This window comes from Bacteroides sp. D2, assembly GCF_025147085.1.
In the GTDB taxonomy this organism is placed as follows: domain Bacteria; phylum Bacteroidota; class Bacteroidia; order Bacteroidales; family Bacteroidaceae; genus Bacteroides.
In genome coordinates this window covers 4,544,849-4,563,485 of the sequence record NZ_CP102261.1, presented here as the reverse complement: position 1 = coordinate 4,563,485, position 18,637 = coordinate 4,544,849, and the positions used below count along the sequence as shown (strand labels likewise).

At 43.6% G+C, this 18,637-nt stretch carries 15 protein-coding genes; 11 read left to right on the top strand and 4 right to left on the bottom strand.

Annotated features, from left to right (window positions below; genetic code table 11):
• Complete coding sequence (locus NQ505_RS16550) at positions 1–624, bottom strand: trimeric intracellular cation channel family protein (RefSeq protein WP_004300342.1); 624 nt, start codon at positions 622–624, stop codon at positions 1–3.
• Between the two features lie 92 nt (positions 625–716).
• Here NQ505_RS16550 and wecB point away from each other — a divergent pair, with 92 nt between their 5' ends.
• The 4 genes from wecB (at position 717) to NQ505_RS16530 (ending at position 7,014) form a co-directional block, all read left to right on the top strand.
• Positions 717–1,802 carry a non-hydrolyzing UDP-N-acetylglucosamine 2-epimerase gene (gene wecB / locus NQ505_RS16545; RefSeq protein ID WP_008999366.1) on the top strand — a complete coding sequence of 362 codons (1,086 nt, stop codon included), beginning with the start codon at positions 717–719 and terminating at the stop codon, positions 1,800–1,802.
• Between the two features lie 302 nt (positions 1,803–2,104).
• Entirely contained in the window at positions 2,105–4,681 is a 2,577-nt protein-coding gene (locus tag NQ505_RS16540) for a DUF5686 and carboxypeptidase-like regulatory domain-containing protein (RefSeq protein WP_004300339.1), read from the top strand.
• Positions 4,682–4,688: 7 nt separating this feature from the next.
• On the top strand, positions 4,689–5,960 hold the full coding sequence (locus NQ505_RS16535; RefSeq protein WP_004300338.1) for a replication-associated recombination protein A: 1,272 nt from the start codon (positions 4,689–4,691) through the stop codon (positions 5,958–5,960).
• Positions 5,961–6,057: 97 nt separating this feature from the next.
• Positions 6,058–7,014 carry a D-2-hydroxyacid dehydrogenase gene (locus NQ505_RS16530; RefSeq protein WP_008999364.1) on the top strand — a complete coding sequence of 319 codons (957 nt, stop codon included), beginning with the start codon at positions 6,058–6,060 and terminating at the stop codon, positions 7,012–7,014.
• 146 nt (positions 7,015–7,160) lie between these two features.
• Here NQ505_RS16530 and cydB read toward each other — a convergent pair whose 3' ends face one another.
• Genes cydB through NQ505_RS16515 form a run of 3 tightly spaced genes read right to left on the bottom strand, consistent with a single transcriptional unit; the run spans position 7,161 to position 10,145 of the window.
• Entirely contained in the window at positions 7,161–8,303 is a 1,143-nt protein-coding gene (gene cydB, locus NQ505_RS16525; RefSeq protein WP_004300336.1) for a cytochrome d ubiquinol oxidase subunit II, read from the bottom strand.
• Between the two features lie 37 nt (positions 8,304–8,340).
• Entirely contained in the window at positions 8,341–9,888 is a 1,548-nt protein-coding gene (locus NQ505_RS16520; protein WP_004311577.1) for a cytochrome ubiquinol oxidase subunit I, read from the bottom strand.
• 20 nt (positions 9,889–9,908) lie between these two features.
• Positions 9,909–10,145, bottom strand: coding sequence for a DUF4492 domain-containing protein (locus tag NQ505_RS16515; protein WP_004300334.1), 237 nt, complete (start codon positions 10,143–10,145; stop codon positions 9,909–9,911).
• Between the two features lie 218 nt (positions 10,146–10,363).
• Between NQ505_RS16515 and NQ505_RS16510 the strand changes: the two genes are divergently transcribed.
• From NQ505_RS16510 to NQ505_RS16480, 7 genes are all read left to right on the top strand, one after another.
• Positions 10,364–11,761: a TolC family protein gene (locus tag NQ505_RS16510; protein ID WP_008999363.1), complete on the top strand. Its 1,398-nt coding sequence runs from the start codon at positions 10,364–10,366 to the stop codon at positions 11,759–11,761.
• A gap of 19 nt (positions 11,762–11,780) precedes the next feature.
• Positions 11,781–13,001: an efflux RND transporter periplasmic adaptor subunit gene (locus tag NQ505_RS16505; protein WP_008999362.1), complete on the top strand. Its 1,221-nt coding sequence runs from the start codon at positions 11,781–11,783 to the stop codon at positions 12,999–13,001.
• Positions 13,002–13,049: 48 nt separating this feature from the next.
• Entirely contained in the window at positions 13,050–13,793 is a 744-nt protein-coding gene (locus NQ505_RS16500) for an ABC transporter ATP-binding protein (protein WP_004300330.1), read from the top strand.
• A 119-nt stretch (positions 13,794–13,912) separates the two neighbouring features.
• Entirely contained in the window at positions 13,913–15,133 is a 1,221-nt protein-coding gene (locus tag NQ505_RS16495) for an ABC transporter permease (RefSeq protein ID WP_004300329.1), read from the top strand.
• A gap of 48 nt (positions 15,134–15,181) precedes the next feature.
• The gene (locus NQ505_RS16490) at positions 15,182–16,243 is read left to right on the top strand and encodes a sensor histidine kinase (protein ID WP_008999361.1); all 1,062 of its coding nucleotides are present in this window, start codon (positions 15,182–15,184) and stop codon (positions 16,241–16,243) included.
• Between the two features lie 42 nt (positions 16,244–16,285).
• Positions 16,286–16,984 (top strand): LytR/AlgR family response regulator transcription factor, encoded by a 699-nt coding sequence (locus NQ505_RS16485; protein ID WP_004300327.1) that lies wholly within the window; start codon positions 16,286–16,288, stop codon positions 16,982–16,984.
• Between the two features lie 367 nt (positions 16,985–17,351).
• Positions 17,352–18,575: a tyrosine-type recombinase/integrase gene (locus tag NQ505_RS16480; RefSeq protein ID WP_004318751.1), complete on the top strand. Its 1,224-nt coding sequence runs from the start codon at positions 17,352–17,354 to the stop codon at positions 18,573–18,575.
• Positions 18,576–18,637: the final 62 nt, after the last annotated feature.

The following is an 18,637-nucleotide window of genomic DNA, read 5'->3' as shown; positions in this document are numbered from 1 at the left end:
TTATTCTTCCGGCTCTTCACTACCTTTTAATATAGGTAGGCAAATGTGATATTTGACAGCTAAGATGCGGGTCAGGAATACCGCCAGTCCGCCAATCAACTGACAGGCGTATGATTCCAGACCTGCAACGTCGCACAGCCAGTATGCAATACCGCCTACAACGCAGGCCATTGCATAAATTTCTTTTCGGAAGATAAGAGGTATTTCATTGATAAATACGTCACGAATCACTCCACCGGCTGCTCCTGTAATGCTACCCATGATAATAGCCACCCAGAAAGGATAACCTAAAGCAATGCTCTTGCCTACACCTACCACGGTAAACAATGCCAAGCCAATGGTATCGAAAATAAAGAAAGTATTATTGAGCCGGATGAGCCAACGTCCGAAACAGATTACCCACAGCAAAGCCAGTCCCGTACAAATCAGATATATAGGGTCGGTCATCCACCCCGGTGTCACGTCGAGCAGGACATCACGAATAGTACCGCCACCGATAGCAGTAGCAAGTCCTACCACATAAGCACCAAACCAGTCGAAACGTTTCGCCGAAGCCAGCCGGATGCCACTTATAGCAAAGGCAAATGTGCCTATAAAATCAAGAATTTGAACGAATGTGGGCATATATTTGTTATTTTGTATGCAAAGTAACGAATAAATTCCGTAAGAAAATGTACTTTTGCTTCACGAATTAAACCGAATAAGATAGAAACAATATGAAAATAACAATTGTTGCGGGGGCACGCCCCAATTTTATGAAGATAGCTCCCATTACACGCGCTATTGAAGCCGCACGGGCGCTGGGTAAAAGTATCTCTTACCGACTGGTATATACAGGAAGGAAAGACGATACAAGTCTGGATGCTTCTCTCTTTTCGGACCTCGATATGAAAGCTCCTGATGTTTATCTGGGAGTGGAAAGTAGTAATCCAACGAGTTTGACAGCCGGAATCATGGTAGCCTTTGAACAGGAACTGACGGAGAATCCGGCACACGTAGTTCTTGTGGTAGACGATCTGACTGCCACCATGAGCTGTGCCATCGTTGCCAAGAAACAAGGAATCAAGGTAGCGCATCTCGTAGCCGGAACCCGTTCTTTCGACATGAAGATGCCGAAAGAGGTCAACCGTATGATTACAGATGGAATATCCGACTATCTGTTTACTGCCGGCATGGTTGCCAACCGCAACCTGAACCAGACAGGAACGGAAAGTGAAAACGTATATTATGTAGGTAACATTCTCATAGATACCATCCGCTACAACCGGAACCGTTTGCTCAAACCTATATGGTTTTCCGTATTGGGACTGCAAGAGGGAAATTATCTCCTGCTCACCCTCAACCGTCGCGTATTGCTAAACAACAAAGAGAATCTGCGTCAGTTGCTGAAAACAATCATTGAAAAATCTGCCGGTATGCCTATCGTAGCACCGCTGCACACATACGTACGAAATGCCATCAAAGAATTAGGCATCGAAGCTCCGAACCTCCACATAATGCCTCCGCAGAATTACTTGTTCTTCGGTTATCTGATAAACAAGGCAAAAGGAATCATTACGGATTCGGGCAACGTGGCCGAAGAAGCAACATTTATGGGTATTCCATGTATCACGCTCAACACGTATGCCGAACATCCCGAAACATGGCGCATGGGAACCAACGAACTTGTCGGGGAAGATCCTGCCCTGCTTGCCAAAGCAATGGATACCTTGATGCAAGGCGAATGGAAACAAGGCGAGCTTCCCGAACGTTGGGACGGACGTACCGCAGAGCGTATCGTACAGATCCTTACGAGTAAATAACAGTACACACCTTACTTGCCCCATTCCGTTTCCCGGCATGGAATCGTTAGTTTCACACCGGGAAACCAATAGTTTCATGCCGGGAAACACAAAGTTTCAAGCGTCGAAACAAAAAGTTTCAAATGCCGGAACCGGGAGAACAAAGTGCCGAAACAGCCTTATCAAAAGGATTAACAAAGGGAGGTTCCTTTGATTATCGGATGACATATGCTTGTAAACAACAAAAAACGATGGGTAAAAAAAGTTATATATTCTGTTATCCTTAGAGTTATTTGTTAACTTTGCGCCCTACTACGAACGTTATGAAACAACGATATAGCAAAATACTTATACTGTTCTTACTCGTATTGGCAGCTTCAAATGCTTTTGCGCAGCAAATAAAAGGGGTAGTCACTGATTCAGTTACCCACGAGCCATTGATGTATATCTCTGTTTACTATCAGGAAAAGAGAGATATGGGTACCATCACCAATATTGACGGAGAATACAGTCTTGAAGCCCGCAGAAACGGAGGAACTCTTGTGTTCTCTGCTGTAGGTTATATCAGTAAAACAGTTAGAGTCGGTTCCAACAATCAGACGGTAAACGTTAAGCTGGCTCCGGATAATGTGCTCCTGAACGAGGTTGTCGTGAAACCTCAAAAGGAAAAATACTCCCGTAAGAACAACCCGGCAGTCGAATTCATGAAGAAAGTAATCGAACACAAAAAGGCACAAGTCCTTGAAGTGAATGAATACTATCAGTACGACAAGTACGAGAAAATGAAGATGTCTATCAACGACCTCACGCCGGAAAAACTGGAAAAAGGAATCTACAAGAAATATTCATTCCTAAAAGATCAGGTGGAAGTTTCGGAAACAACCAACAAATTGATTCTCCCGATTTCCGTACAGGAGACGGCTTCACAAACCATCTATCGCAAAAATCCCGAAAGTAAGAAAACGCTTATCAAAGGTAAAAACTCCAACGGTATCGATGAATTCTTCTCCACAGGAGATATGCTCGGCACTGTATTGAAAGACGTATTTGCCGACATCAATATCTACGACGACGATATCCGGTTACTCCAACAGCGTTTCGTTAGTCCTATCGGTAACAATGCCATCTCATTTTATAAATATTATCTGATGGACACATTGATGGTAAACAAGCGCGAATGTGTTCACCTCACGTTTGTTCCGCAAAACTCGCAGGACTTTGGATTCACCGGACATCTTTATGTATTGAACGACTCCACTTATGCCGTTCAGAAATGTACGATGAACCTGCCTAAAAAGACTGGAGTAAACTTTGTCAACCGTATGGACATCGTGCAACAATACGAGCAACTCCCTAACGGAAACTGGGTGTTAGCGGATGATGACATGACCGTAGACCTGTCCTGGAATTCCAACAAAACAGCAGGCGGATTGCAGGTGGAACGAACTACGAAGTATAGTAATTATAAATTCGATCCTATCGAACAACGACTGTTCCGATTGAAAGGCAGCGTGATAAAAGAAGCGGATATGCTTTCGAAAAGCGATGAGTATTGGGCGAGTGTTCGTCAAGTACCGCTGACGAAGAAAGAAAGTTCGATGGATGTATTCGTCAACCGCCTCGAACAGATACCGGGATTCAAATACATCATCTTCGGAGCGAAAGCGCTGATTGAAAACTTTGTAGAAACAGGAAGCAAAGGCCATCCGAGCAAAGTGGATATCGGTCCTATCAACACCATGATTTCAAGCAACTACATTGATGGTACCCGTTTCCGGTTAAGCGGTATGACAACTGCTCATTTCCATAAACACTGGTTCTTGAACGGATACGGAGCTTACGGTCTGAAAGACGAACGCTGGAAATATAGCGGTACGGTGACTTATTCGTTCAATAAACGCGATTATGTTGTCTGGGAATTCCCGAAACATTATCTTTCGGCTTCGTACAGTTATGACGTAATGTCTCCGATGGATAAATTCCTGTTCACAGATAAAGACAATATCTTCCTGTCGGTAAAAACAACGACAGTAGACCAGATGTCGTATATGCGCGATGCCACCATTAATTATGAACTTGAAACGCTGACAGGATTCGGAGTGAAAGCCATGCTGCGCCATCGTAACGACGAGCCTACCGGCAAACTGGAATATCTGCGCAATGATGCCGCGCAAACCCGTGTGCATGATGTCACGACTTCGGAAGCGAGTCTGACACTGCGTTATGCTCCGGGTGAATCATTTGTCAACTCCAAACAACGCCGCGTACCTGTATCGCTGGATGCTCCTATCTTTACCCTGACTCATGCCATGGGTTTCAAAGGAGTACTAGGTGGAGATTACAGTTTTAACCGTACGGAAGCAAGTGTATGGAAACGTTTCTGGCTCCCCGCTTCCTGGGGAAAGATTGATTGTAGCTTAAAAGCAGGAGCAGAATGGAACACGGTTCCTTTCCCGTTGTTGATCTTGCCGGAAGCTAACTTGTCCTACATCACCCAGCGCGAAACGTTCAATTTGATTAATAACATGGAATTCCTGAATGACCGTTACGCTTCCATGTCATTATCTTATGATATGAATGGAAAACTATTCAACCGTATTCCTCTTATCAAGAACTTGAAATGGAGGGAAATGTTCCGCGTACGTGCTTTGTGGGGAACATTGACAGATAAGAATAATCCGTTTAAGAGCAACAATCCCGATTTGTTCCGTTTCCCGACACGCGACGGTAAGTTCACCAGTTTCGTGATGGACCCGAAAGTGCCTTATATTGAAGGAAGTGTAGGTATCTACAACATTTTCAAGTTGCTGCACGTTGAATATGTACATCGTTTCACTTATCGTGATAATCCGGGTATCAACAAAAACGGTATTCGTTTCATGGTATTAATGGTATTCTAAAAAAATTATGCAACCTTTAGCAGAACGGTTACGACCAAAAACTTTGGATGAATATATCGGTCAGAAACATTTAGTTGGACCGGGAGCCATCTTGCGGAAGATGATTGACGCAGGACGCATCTCTTCTTTTATTCTCTGGGGACCTCCCGGAGTAGGTAAAACGACTCTTGCACAGATCATCGCCAACAAACTGGAAACGCCTTTCTATACTTTGAGTGCTGTGACCTCCGGTGTGAAGGATGTGCGCGAAGTGATAGACCGTGCCAAGAGCAACCGTTTCTTTTCGCAGTCCAGCCCGATTCTGTTTATCGATGAAATCCATCGGTTCAGCAAGTCACAGCAGGATTCACTGTTGGGAGCTGTAGAGAACGGAACAGTCACGCTGATTGGTGCAACAACGGAAAACCCGTCGTTCGAAGTCATCCGCCCTCTCCTATCCCGTTGCCAGCTTTATGTACTCAAATCTTTGGAAAAAGAAGATTTGCAGGAACTTCTGCAACGTGCCATCACTACAGATGCCATACTGAAGGAACGAAAAATTGAATTGAAAGAAACAACAGCTATGCTGCGCTTCTCCGGTGGAGATGCCCGCAAACTGCTTAATATATTGGAACTTGTTGTGCAATCGGAGACGGAGGAAACAGTTGTCATCACCGATGAAATGGTGACCGAACGCTTGCAACAGAATCCACTGGCTTATGATAAGGATGGAGAGATGCATTATGACATTATCTCGGCTTTCATCAAGTCTATCCGCGGTAGCGATCCTGACGGAGCGATCTACTGGCTTGCCCGTATGGTGGAAGGAGGCGAAGATCCTGCCTTCATTGCCCGTCGGCTTGTGATCTCGGCTTCCGAAGATATCGGACTTGCCAACCCGAATGCGTTGCTTATCGCCAATGCATGCTTTGATACATTGATGAAAATCGGTTGGCCCGAAGGACGGATTCCTTTGGCCGAAGCGACGATATATCTAGCTACCAGTCCTAAAAGCAATTCGGCATACAGTGCAATTAACGATGCATTAGAGCTAGTCCGGTCAACCGGTAATCTGCCTGTGCCCTTGCATCTGCGCAATGCTCCGACCAAACTGATGAAACAGTTGGGATACGGACAGGAATATAAATATGCGCACAGCTATGAAGGTAACTTTGTCAAACAGCAATTTCTTCCGGACGAGCTGAAAGACAAACGGATATGGCAACCGCAAAACAATCCGGCAGAACAGAAACATGCCGAGCGAATGATACAGTTGTGGGGAGACAAATTTAAGAAATAAGTGTTCGTAAAATAAGTCACTTCCTTCTGTAAGAGAAGCTAAAAGCACAATAAAGCAGTAGGAAACATTATAACATACTAATAATATTGAAATAGAAATGAAGATTGTAGTTTTAGACGGCTATGCCGCCAATCCCGGAGATTTATCCTGGGAAGGTATGAAGGTGCTTGGAGAATGTACAATTTATGATCGTACAGCTCCGGAAGAGGTATTAGAACGTGCAGCCGGTGCAGAAGCAATTCTGACTAACAAGGTAATCATCAATGCAGACCACATGGCTGCACTGCCCGAACTGAAATATATCGGTGTGTTGGCTACCGGATACAATGTGGTAGACACAGCTGCTGCAAAAGAACGGGGAATCGTCGTTACTAATATTCCTTCATACAGCACCGCTTCCGTTGCTCAAATGGTATTTGCGCATATCCTGAACATCACTCAACAAGTGCAACACCACTCTGAAGAAGTGCATAAAGGTCGTTGGGCTAACAACAAGGATTTCTGTTTTTGGGATACTCCGTTGATGGAACTGCGGGAAAAGAAAATCGGTCTGGTAGGACTGGGAAATACCGGATATACCACAGCGCGCGTTGCTATCGGTTTCGGTATGCAAGTGTATGCATTGACTTCTAAATCTCACTTCCAGTTGCCACCGGAAATCAAGAAGATGGATTTAGATCAGTTGTTCAGCGAATGTGATATTATCAGTTTGCACTGCCCGCTTACTCCGGAGACACGCGAAATGGTAAATGCACGCCGTCTGGGTATGATGAAGCCGACAGCTATTTTAATCAACACCGGTCGCGGCCCGCTTATCAACGAACAAGACCTTGCAGACGCTTTGAACAGTGGCAAGATTTATGCAGCCGGAGTAGACGTGCTTTCTACTGAACCGCCTTGTGCCGACAATCCATTACTTACTGCAAAGAACTGCTACATCACTCCGCACATTGCCTGGGCAACCATCGAGGCTCGTGAACGTCTGATGAATATTGCAATCAGTAACCTTCAGGCTTACATTGCCGGAAAACCGGAGAATATAGTCAATAAATAAAAAGCGATATATCCGAAAAGATAGAAAAGGCTTATATATAAAAACTCCCCTCATTTAACTTCTCTACCATGACATAGAGAATTAAATAAGGGGAGTTTATTTGTTCCTACAAGAATCTCAATTCGAAATTCGATGTGGACAAAGTATCAATATGAGTGTCCTCCTTCATCCATTTCTTTCTCGGTAATTTTGTGACGATCGATACTACGCCAAGCATAGAAAATATATGCAATTACGAATGGAACAAGAATAGAGACATAGGCCATTGTCTTTAGTGTAAATTCGCTGGAACAGCTATTGGCTAAAGTTAATGAGCTTTGCAGGTCTGTATATGACGGATAATAAGCGGTATTGTTGTACCCTGCTACCAGCAATAAAGATAAAACAGTCAGTACTGTACCGATCCCCGTAAACCAGATTCCTTTATCAAACGTCTTTTTAAGCAATGTCTTTCCAATGCCGAAAAGAACCAGTACCACACCAATCAGGAATAAAGCCAGCACTACCGGCATTTCGATAAAGTTAGTGAGATACTTATATGGCTGCATATAAATTTCCTGTGTATCCGGATTAACGGCAAAGCCATCAGATACCAATGTACGAATGACAAATGCCAAAAAGAATACAAGGAACAAAACTGTATTATTTCGTACTGCACGACGACATTTATCGGTCAGCTCTTTATCATCAATATTATTAATGAAATAGAGAGATCCCAACACACGGGCAAGGAAGAAGACAGCCAATCCAAGAATAACATTCCAAATGTTGGTCAGTGCATCCAATCCGTGCCAGCCATTTCCCCAATGACTGATTACCGGCATAATGGTATCTGTCATATTGGCCTTATTAATATAGAAATCAGAACCGGTAAAGAAAGTAGCCACTGCCCCACCAAGTAACACAGGACCTACCACTCCATTAATCACCAAAAAAGTCCGGTATGTCTTTTTACCTAACAGATTTCCGGCTTTACTCTGAAACTCATAACTGACAGCTTGCAATACAAAACTGAAAAGTATAATCATCCAAAGCCAATATGCACCGCCGAAACTGGTACTGTAAAACAAGGGGAAAGAAGCGAAGAAAGCTCCTCCAAATGTAACCAATGTAGTAAACGTAAACTCCCACTTACGTCCGGTAGAATTCACCATCATCTTACGATGTTCTTCGGTTTTACCCAAGCAGAACAACAAAGAATTACCTCCTTGTACAAACAATAAGAACACGAGTATGGCTCCTAACAAGGAAACGACAAGCCACCAATATTGTTGCAAAAATATATACATATAGCTAAAATATTAAGTAATAAGTAATAGGTAATTATCAATTCTCCGGTCCTTTTTTGATAGCCTTTACCATAATTCCGACACCTGCAATCAGCATCACTGTAAACAGGAGCAGGAAGATAAAGAAAGTCGTTTGTACAGAGCTTACATCCAGTTTGGAGATGGCAGCCATTGTCGGCAGCATATCACGGATAGCCCACGGTTGACGGCCACATTCGGCAACCACCCATCCGGCTTGTCCGGCGATGTATCCCAAAGGAATTGTCAGCAGAGCAATCCAGTGCATCCAACGCATCTGGCTTAAATCTTTCTTATAGATAAAGAAGAGAACGACAATAAAGAACAGGATGAAGTATCCGCCCAAGATTACCATTACACGGAACGCATAAAAGTTCAGAGGAACATTCGGAACCAGTTGGTTCACATCTTTGATATATCCGTAACCGAAATATGGAATATTTTCCTGTAATACTTTATATGCAATTTGAGCATCTTCCTCATGTCCTGCACTCTTTGCTGCACGATAGGCAGCCAATGCACCGATAGCCGTTTTTCCACGTTCTATCTTCTCGGCAGCAGAAAGAGCTGTCGATCCGTCTTTCTGTTGATAACCACCCTCGATGATATTTGTAATACCAGGAACGTAGCCGTCTACATTACGTTCTGCAAGGAAAGAAAGCATGCTGGGGATTTCAAAACGGAAGAGGAAAGGATCTTTCCCATCGTTGTAAGTCTTCTTTTCCGGGTTCAACACTCCTATTCCAACCAGACCTACATTAGTGCCGCCTTCATACAGACCTTCCACAGCAGCCAGTTTCATCGGTTGCGTCTGGGCAATCTGATAACCGGAACCATCACCTGTCCAAACAGAAAGCAACGATGCTACTAATCCGAAAATCGCCCCAATCTTGATGCTGGCAAGCGCAAACTCACGATTACGTTTCTTCAGCAGATACCAACAACTGATGCCGACTACAAAAATAGCACCCAGCACCCAGCCGGACAATACCGTATGGAAGAATTTATTGACCGCTACAGGCGACGTAGCCACTGCCCAGAAATCTACCATCTCATTACGAACTGTATCAGGATTGAATTCCATGCCTACCGGATGCTGCATCCATGCGTTGGCAACGAGAATCCACCAGGCAGAAATCGTAGCTCCCAAGCCTGTGAGCCAGGTAGAAGCCAAGTGGAAACGTTTACTTACTTTGCCCCACCCAAAGAACATGACGGCGATAAATGTGGCTTCCATAAAGAATGCCAAAATACCTTCAATAGCCAACGGAGCACCGAAGATATCTCCTACAAACCACGAATAATTGCTCCAGTTCGTACCGAACTCAAACTCCAGAATCAAACCGGTTGCCACACCAATGGCAAAGTTTATACCGAAGAGTTTCATCCAAAACTGGGCAGTCTTTTTCCAAAATTCATTGCCTGTTTTATAATACAGCGTCTCCATGATTCCCATCACCACTGCCAGTCCGAGTGTGAGAGGAACAAAAATCCAGTGGTACATGGCTGTCATCGCAAATTGGGCTCTCGACCAATCGATCAGCGAGGTGTCAATACTTTCAATCATAATCCTATGTAGTTTAAGAGTTAAAAATCAGTAGATTTACCGGGGATGGCACGTTCTATCAGTTCGTTTCCCACGTATGTTCCCTTGTCGTCATCCGTAGGATGGTCACGGAGGAAATCAGGGAAAAAGAACATTTTAAGGATGAAGAACATAACGAATAATTTCAGCAGAATGATAACCCACAGGGTACGCCCCAAGGTCATACTACGGAAGCCCTCCAAATAGAAGTTCCAGATCGTAAGCAGTGTATTCTTCATATGTTGACGTTATAATTTGTAATGAGTACAAATATACATTTTTTATAATTAAAACAAACAACTAGTCAAAAAAGTTGTGTGATTTGTTGTGTTTTTCTTCAAAAACCTGCCTATCGACAGAAAAAAAACATTTAACGGCGAAATTACGTCATCCGTCTATCGTTTTTGCGGCATATATAATATGTACGTACCTTCGCTAACAGTAAATCAATAGAAGTATGAATATGATAAATGTAAGAAGATTGACAGTGATGACATTTCTTGGAGCAGGTATGCTGTCCGGCATATCTGCCCAAGTTTCTCCGCTGCAAGTCGATACGCTGAAAGAAACGAAAATTCCGGCTCAATGGGATTTGCAGTCATGCATCGACTACGCAAAAGAGCAGAACATCACGATTCGCAAGAACCGGATCACTGCGACCAGCACGCAGATTGATGTAAAGACAGCTAAGGCTGCCTTGTTTCCCAGTCTTTCGTTCTCTACCAGCCAGCAGGTGGTGAATCGTCCGTATCAGGAGACGAGTAGTCGGGTAAGCGGCAGCGAAATTATCAGTAGCAATAGTAAAACGAGCTACAATGGTAATTATGGACTGAATGCGTCGTGGACTCTATATAATGGTAATAAAAGACTGAAAACCATCCAGCAGGAAAAGTTGAACAATCAGGTAGCCGAACTGGACGTAGCGACTTCCGAAAATAACATTCAGGAATCTATCGCCCAAGTGTATATCCAGATTCTTTATGCAGCCGAGTCTGTCAAAGTAAACGAAAGTACCCTGCAAGTCTCTATTGCGCAGCGTGACCGCGGACAGGAACTTTTGAACGCCGGAAGTATTGCCAAAAGCGACTTTGCCCAACTGGAAGCACAGGTGAGCACAGACCGATACCAACTTGTCACAGCGCAAGCCACTCTTGAAGATTACAAATTACAACTGAAACAATTGCTCGAACTGGATGGGGAGAATGAAATGAACATCTACCTCCCTGCCCTGTCCGACGAAAATGTACTGGCTCCGTTGCCTACCAAAAAAGATGTGTACATTAGTGCATTGAGTCTTCGCCCGGAGATTGAAGCTAGCAAACTTAATGTAGAGGCTTCCGAACTGGGTATCGGTATTGCCAAATCAAGTTATTTGCCCACAATCAGCCTTAGCGCAGGAATCGGAACCAACCACACCAGCGGCAGTGACTTCACTTTCGGAGAGCAAGTGAAAAACGGATGGAACAATTCGATCGGATTGTCTGTCAGTGTGCCGATCTTCAATAACCGTCAAACTAAAAGTGCCGTACAAAAAGCAAAATTGCAATACGAGACGAGCATGTTATCCTTGCTTGACGAACAAAAGGCTCTGTACAAGACCATCGAAGGACTCTGGCTGGATGCTAACAGTGCACAGCAACGTTATGCAGCAGCAAACGAGAAGTTGAAGAGTACACAAATCAGCTATGAGTTGATTAGCGAACAGTTTAATCTGGGAATGAAGAATACCATAGAACTTCTTACTGAAAAGAACAACTTGCTGCAAGCACAGCAGGAACAGCTTCAAGCCAAATATATGGCCATACTGAATACGCAGTTGCTGAAGTTCTATCAGGGAGATCAATTAGCAATCTAAATAAAAGCATAATAAACGAATGAAAACGAAAAAGATTATCTTAATCGCTGTGGCAGTCGTTGTGGTAGCAGGTGCAGGAATCTGGTTCTTTGCAGGTTCACCGGCCAAGCATAAAGTCACCTACGCCACTGCCAACGTAAGCAAAGGCGATATTTCAAATTCGGTCACTGCTACCGGAACCATCGAACCGGTGACGGAAGTAGAAGTCGGTACGCAGGTTTCCGGTATCATCGACAAGATTTACGTAGATTACAACTCGGTAGTAACCAAAGGACAGTTGATTGCCGAAATGGACCGTGCCACATTGCAAAGTGAACTGGCATCACAACAGGCAACGTACGATGGTGCAAAAGCCGAATATGAATATCAGAAGAAGAATTATGAACGTAGCAAAGGCTTACACGAAAAGTCACTGATTAGTGATACGGATTTCGAACAGGCCCTTTACAACTATCAGAAAGCGAAAAGTAGCTATGATAGCAGTAAGGCATCGCTCGCAAAAGCAGAACGTAACCTGGCTTATGCTACTATCACCTCACCGATTGACGGAGTAGTCATCAGCCGTGATGTGGAAGCAGGACAAACCGTTGCTTCCGGATTCGAAACTCCGACACTGTTCACCATTGCTGCCGACCTGACACAGATGCAGGTAGTAGCCGATGTGGATGAAGCTGATATAGGCGGTATAGTAGAAGGCCAGCGTGCCAGCTTCACGGTAGATGCTTATCCGAATGATGTATTCGAAGGCGTAGTTACACAAATTCGTCTGGGAGATGCAAGCAGTACGAGCAGTACGAGCACCACCACTACAGTAGTTACTTATGAAGTTGTAATCTCTGCTCCCAACCCTGATTTGAAACTGAAACCTCGTTTGACAGCTAATGTCACGATCTATATTCTTGATAAAAAGGATGTGTTGTCTGTCCCGAACAAAGCACTGCGATTCACACCTGAAAAACCGTTAATCGGTAATAATGACATCGTAAAAGATTGCGAAGGCGAACATAAACTCTGGACTCGTGAAGGAACCACATTCACCGCTCATCCGGTAGAAGTAGGAATCAGCAACGGTATATCTACAGAAATTATCAGTGGCATTTCCGAAGGAACAAAAGTAGTGACCGAAGCTACCATAGGAGCAATGCCCGGTGAAAATGTGGCTGCTGAAGGAAATCAGGAAAGTGGCGGAGAAAGAAGTCCGTTCATGCCTGGCCCTCCGGGAAGTAAGAAGAAAAAATAATTATTCAATGTGCCAATCCGTTATTGGCACATTAACACATTATTTACGATGAAAAAAGTAATTGAAATACAAAATATCAAACGTAACTTTCAGGTAGGCGACGAAACCGTCCACGCATTGCGGGGCGTTTCGTTCAATATCAATGAAGGAGAGTTTGTTACCATCATGGGGACTTCCGGTTCGGGAAAATCCACGCTGCTTAATATATTAGGCTGCCTGGACACCCCGACCAGTGGAGAATATCTGCTCGACGATATTCCCGTACGTACGATGAGCAAGCCTCAACGTGCAGTACTAAGAAACCGGAAGATTGGCTTCGTGTTCCAAAGCTACAACTTGTTACCTAAAACGACGGCTGTAGAAAATGTGGAACTACCGCTTATGTACAACTCTGCCGTGAGCGCTTCCGAACGCCGTCGCCGCGCCATCGAATCCCTACAGGCTGTAGGATTGGGAGACCGTCTGGAACATAAATCCAACCAGATGTCCGGTGGACAGATGCAACGCGTTGCCATCGCACGCGCATTGGTCAACAATCCGGCAGTGATTCTTGCCGACGAAGCGACCGGAAACCTCGATAGCCGTACCTCTTTCGAGATACTTGTACTGTTTCAAAAGCTTCATGCAGAGGGACGTACGATTATCTTTGTAACACATAATCCCGAACTTTCGCAATATAGTAGCCGGAATATCCGTCTGCGTGACGGTCAGGTTATAGAAGATACAACCAATCCGAAAATTCTGTCTGCTGCCGAAGCGCTGGCCGCATTGCCGAAAAACGACGAGGATTAATAATTATTCAATGTGCCGATATACTAATGTGCCGATTGCTGAACAACAAACAGGTTGAGTGACTATACCTTCAGAAAATTGCCCCATTAGTATATGGACAAATTAGCAAATTATTCATTATGAATGGAACTAATTTATTTAAGATAGCTCTCCGGGCATTGGCGAACAATAAGCTGCGTGCTTTTCTAACCATGCTTGGTATCATTATCGGTGTTGCTTCTGTCATCACGATGCTGGCTATCGGACAAGGTTCGAAGAAAAGCATCCAGCAGCAGATTTCCGAGATGGGATCGAACATGATTATGATTCATCCGGGAGCCGATATGCGTGGAGGTGTCCGGCAAGACCCGTCTGCTATGCAGACTTTGAAGCTTGCCGACTACGAAGCCTTGCGTGATGAGACAAGTTTCCTGTCCGCCATCAGTCCCAATGTTTCATCATCGGGGCAACTCATTGCCGGAAACAACAACTACCCAGCTTCCGTGAACGGTGTCGGAACAGAATACCTCGACATCCGCCAGCTGACTGTTGAAAACGGAGAGATGTTCACTGAAGCCGACATACAGAGTTCGGCCAAAGTATGTGTAATTGGAAAGACTATAGTAGACAATCTTTTTCCGGACGGAAGTGATCCGGTAGGTAAGATTATTCGTTTTAGTAAAATACCGCTTCGTGTGGTAGGTGTGCTCAAAGCCAAAGGCTACAACTCTATGGGACAAGACCAAGATGCAGTAGTACTTGCGCCATACACCACAGTGATGAAACGTCTGCTTGCCGTTACGTATTTGCAGGGAGTGTTTGCCTCTGCCCTTACCGAAGATATGACGGATTATGCTACTGACGAAATCAGTACGATCCTCCGTCGCAACCATAAGCTGAAAGCTTCGGATGACGATGATTTTACTATCCGTACCCAACAGGAATTGAGTACAATGCTCAACTCAACCACCGATTTGATGACAACCCTGCTGGCTTGTATCGCAGGTATTTCATTGGTAGTAGGTGGTATCGGAATTATGAATATCATGTATGTATCCGTTACGGAACGTACCCGTGAAATCGGTCTGCGTATGTCTGTCGGTGCACGTGGAGTCGATATTCTAAGCCAATTCCTTATCGAGGCCATCATGATTAGTATCACGGGAGGTATCATCGGAGTGATTATCGGTTGCGGGGCCAGCTGGATTGTCAAGAGCGTAGCGCATTGGCCTATCTATATCCAGCCGTGGAGTGTATTCCTTTCCTTCGCAGTATGTACCGTTACGGGCGTCTTCTTCGGATGGTATCCGGCTAAGAAAGCAGCAGATTTAGACCCGATAGAAGCCATCAGATACGAATAATTGATTGACAACCGTCGGTTGTCAATTAAAAAAATTATCTTTGTCTTTATGAAACAAACCTTTACATCCGCACGTCGTCCCCTGGAGATACTGATACACATTATCAGCTGGGGGATTATGTTCGGTTTCCCGTTCTTCTTCGTTGAACGTGGAAACGGGAACATTAACTGGATGGCCTATATACGCCATCTTGCTGTACCACTCTCTTTTATGATTGCGTTCTACGTGAATTATTTCATTCTTGTTCCCCGTTATCTGTTTCAGAGTCAGGCCAAAAGATATATCGTCTACAACATTATCTTTTTATGTGTCATCGGCATTTTGTTACATCTCTGGCAAAGCCTGACATTCGATCCGTCATTTGCACCCAAAGCCAAAAGACCGGGTATGCCTCCGGGATGGCTATTCTTCCTTAGAGATATGTTGAGCCTCGTATTTACTATCGGCCTAAGTGCCGCTATTCGTATGAGTGCGCGATGGACGCAAAATGAAGCTGCCCGCAAAGAAGCGGAACGAAACCGTGCGGAAGCGGAACTGAAAAATCTGCGAAACCAACTGAACCCTCACTTTCTGCTGAATACCCTGAATAATATCTATGCACTGATTGCATTTGATTCGGACAAAGCGCAACAAGCAGTTCAGGAGTTGAGCAAACTGCTTCGTTATGTGTTATATGATAACCAGCAGACGTACGTTCCTCTCTGTAAGGAGGTTGATTTTATCCGAAATTACATTGAACTGATGCGCATCCGCCTGTCGGCCAATGTACAGATGATTACTAAATTTGATATTCAGCCTGACAGTCAGACACTTATTGCTCCGCTTATCTTTATCTCATTGATAGAGAATGCTTTCAAGCATGGCATCTCCCCTACTGAATCGAGTTTCATCAGTATTCATCTTTCGGAGAATGATAAGGAAGTGATTTGCGAAATCCGCAACAGTAATCATCCAAAGACAGTGGAGGATAAAAGTGGCTCGGGTGTGGGACTGGAGCAAGTCAGCCGCCGGTTGGAGATTCTTTATCCCGGGGCTTATACCTGGTCGAAAGGCATCTCAAAAGATGAAAAAGTATATGAATCGAGATTAAGTATCAAGATCAGAGAATAGATTTCAAAACATTGGATATAAAAACTTTAGATATAAAATAGTATGATGTTACGTTGTGCAATTGTTGACGATGAGCCGTTAGCTCTTAGCTTGTTAGAGAGTTACGTGAATAAAACCCCGTTCCTGCAACTCGTAGGAAAGTATTCCAGTGCGGTTCAGGCAATGAAAGAATTGCCTGGCGAAGAGGTCGATCTCCTGTTTCTGGACATCCAGATGCCGGAGCTTAATGGTTTGGAGTTTTCGAAGATGGTAGATCCGCACACCCGCATTGTGTTTACTACCGCTTTCGGACAGTATGCCATCGACGGTTATCGTGTCAATGCACTCGATTACCTGCTGAAACCAATCTCCTACGTCGATTTCCTGCAAGCTGCCAACAAGGCCCTCCAATGGTTCGAACTTGTGCAGAAACCGGAAGAGATAGACAGTATTTTTGTGAAAAGTGACTACAAACTGGTGCAAGTGGACTTGAAGAAAATCATGTATATCGAAGGACTGAAAGATTATATTAAAATATATACGGAAGATGCTTCCAAACCTATTCTATCACTGATGAGTATGAAAGCAATGGAGGAACTTTTACCGTCCAGCCGTTTCATACGCGTGCACCGCTCATTCATCGTACAAAAAGATAAGATACGTGTGATTGACCGCGGCCGTATTGTTTTTGACAAGACATATATTCCTATCAGCGATAGTTACAAGCAAGTTTTTCAGACTTTTCTTGACGAAAGGAGCTAATTATTCATGAATTTATCGGTAAAAAAGTGAATTTTGTCGATTATAGTTTGTCAAAACCCGTTTTATATCTACCTTTGCAACGAACAGAAAGGGATTGTGAAATTCCAAGAATAGAATAGTTTAGTTAAGTCTAGTTTAGTTTTTGTGTTGATCGGAAGCCTGCGAGCGAGCATGAGCTTCCGATTTTTATTTTATTGATATACAGCATATTAAAAGCACAATCGAACTATTTTTCCTATCAATTAGTAGTCTATAATAGAGAGCAAAAACGTCACTTTTGACGCTATAAAATGGTCGGATTATGGTCGGAAAATTCCCGGATTAGAATCTGATTATAAGTAAATTACAATAGGATGTTAAAAAAATAATGGTCGAAAACGCCATTTTTACCCTAAAAACACAAATTATGGCTACATTAACATTGGTAATAGTTCCCGCAAAAAGGTTATCAGACGGGACACACAAAATAAGAATTCGAGTCGCACACAACTCTGAAACGAGATTCATCACCACGGATATAGTGGTAAGGGAAAACGAGTTTAAGAACGGTAAAATAGTACACCGTCCAGACAAGGATTTTCTCAATACAAAATTACAACAGCTATACAACCTTTATTTCAAGCGATACATGGAACTGGACTACCCTGATTCGCTCACGTGCACGCAATTAGTCAAAATGATAACTAACCCGTTAAACGGAGAAAAGCATCGTAAGTTCGAGGATATCGTGGATGAATATCTGTCCCAAATAGATGAAGAAGAACGTACCAAGACATACAAACTCTATCGGCTGGCCACAAACAAGTTTATGCAATTCATCGGGAACGGTTCTCTCATGGAACATATTACCCCTATCAGAATGAACCAGTACATATCATGGCTCAAAAAGACAAAGCTGTCAAGCACCACAATCAACATCTACATAACCCTGCTAAAGGTTATCATTAACTATGCTATAAAGATGAGATACGTCACCTACGATATCGACCCTTTCATCACAGCCAGAATTCCATCAGCCCAAAAGAGGGAAACGCAAATCACCGTCGAAGAACTCAAGACAATCAGGGACGCCAATTTAGAGCATTACAATCTCAACGTCACACGGGACATTTTCATGCTTACTTATTATCTTGCCGGCATGAACCTAGTAGACATACTAGCATACGATTTCCGGACGGATGAAATAAACTACATCCGAAAAAAGACCAAAAACACCAAAGAGGGGGACTCCCTGATTTCCTTTTCCATTCCCGAAGAAGCAAAGCCCATTATAAAAAAGTATATGAAAAAGAATACAGGGAAAATCATATTCGGGAAATACAAGAACTATACCTCCTGCTATAACCTGCTGGCCAGGAAAATCAGTCAATTAGGCAAGGTGGCAGGAATCAGGCATAAATTCACCCTATATTCAGCCCGCAAATCTTTCGTCCAACATGGATATGACCTGGGAATTCCTCTTAGTACACTGGAATACTGTATCGGGCAATCAATGAAAGAAGATAGACCAATCTTCAACTATGTCACAATAATGAGAAAACACGCTGATAAAGCAATCAGGGAAATACTTGACAACTTGAAAAATGAATAATCACATATAAAATAAATCACTAAGAATTTGCATAATAACCAAATGCTTATTATCTTTGTAGT

What these genes read in the sequence shown, in the direction of transcription:
- NQ505_RS16510 (WP_008999363.1), top strand. Translation starts at nt 10,364, where the DNA reads ATGAATATGATAAATGTAAGAAGATTGACAGTGATGACATTTCTTGGA.
- NQ505_RS16505 (WP_008999362.1), top strand. Translation starts at nt 11,781, where the DNA reads ATGAAAACGAAAAAGATTATCTTAATCGCTGTGGCAGTCGTTGTGGTA.
- NQ505_RS16480 (WP_004318751.1), top strand. Translation starts at nt 17,352, where the DNA reads ATGGTCGAAAACGCCATTTTTACCCTAAAAACACAAATTATGGCTACA.
- NQ505_RS16535 (WP_004300338.1), top strand. Translation starts at nt 4,689, where the DNA reads ATGCAACCTTTAGCAGAACGGTTACGACCAAAAACTTTGGATGAATAT.
- NQ505_RS16540 (WP_004300339.1), top strand. Translation starts at nt 2,105, where the DNA reads ATGAAACAACGATATAGCAAAATACTTATACTGTTCTTACTCGTATTG.
- wecB (WP_008999366.1), top strand. Translation starts at nt 717, where the DNA reads ATGAAAATAACAATTGTTGCGGGGGCACGCCCCAATTTTATGAAGATA.
- NQ505_RS16485 (WP_004300327.1), top strand. Translation starts at nt 16,286, where the DNA reads ATGATGTTACGTTGTGCAATTGTTGACGATGAGCCGTTAGCTCTTAGC.
- NQ505_RS16520 (WP_004311577.1), bottom strand. Translation starts at nt 9,888, where the DNA reads ATGATTGAAAGTATTGACACCTCGCTGATCGATTGGTCGAGAGCCCAA.
- NQ505_RS16495 (WP_004300329.1), top strand. Translation starts at nt 13,913, where the DNA reads ATGAATGGAACTAATTTATTTAAGATAGCTCTCCGGGCATTGGCGAAC.
- NQ505_RS16500 (WP_004300330.1), top strand. Translation starts at nt 13,050, where the DNA reads ATGAAAAAAGTAATTGAAATACAAAATATCAAACGTAACTTTCAGGTA.
- cydB (WP_004300336.1), bottom strand. Translation starts at nt 8,303, where the DNA reads ATGTATATATTTTTGCAACAATATTGGTGGCTTGTCGTTTCCTTGTTA.
- NQ505_RS16550 (WP_004300342.1), bottom strand. Translation starts at nt 624, where the DNA reads ATGCCCACATTCGTTCAAATTCTTGATTTTATAGGCACATTTGCCTTT.
- NQ505_RS16515 (WP_004300334.1), bottom strand. Translation starts at nt 10,145, where the DNA reads ATGAAGAATACACTGCTTACGATCTGGAACTTCTATTTGGAGGGCTTC.
- NQ505_RS16530 (WP_008999364.1), top strand. Translation starts at nt 6,058, where the DNA reads ATGAAGATTGTAGTTTTAGACGGCTATGCCGCCAATCCCGGAGATTTA.
- NQ505_RS16490 (WP_008999361.1), top strand. Translation starts at nt 15,182, where the DNA reads ATGAAACAAACCTTTACATCCGCACGTCGTCCCCTGGAGATACTGATA.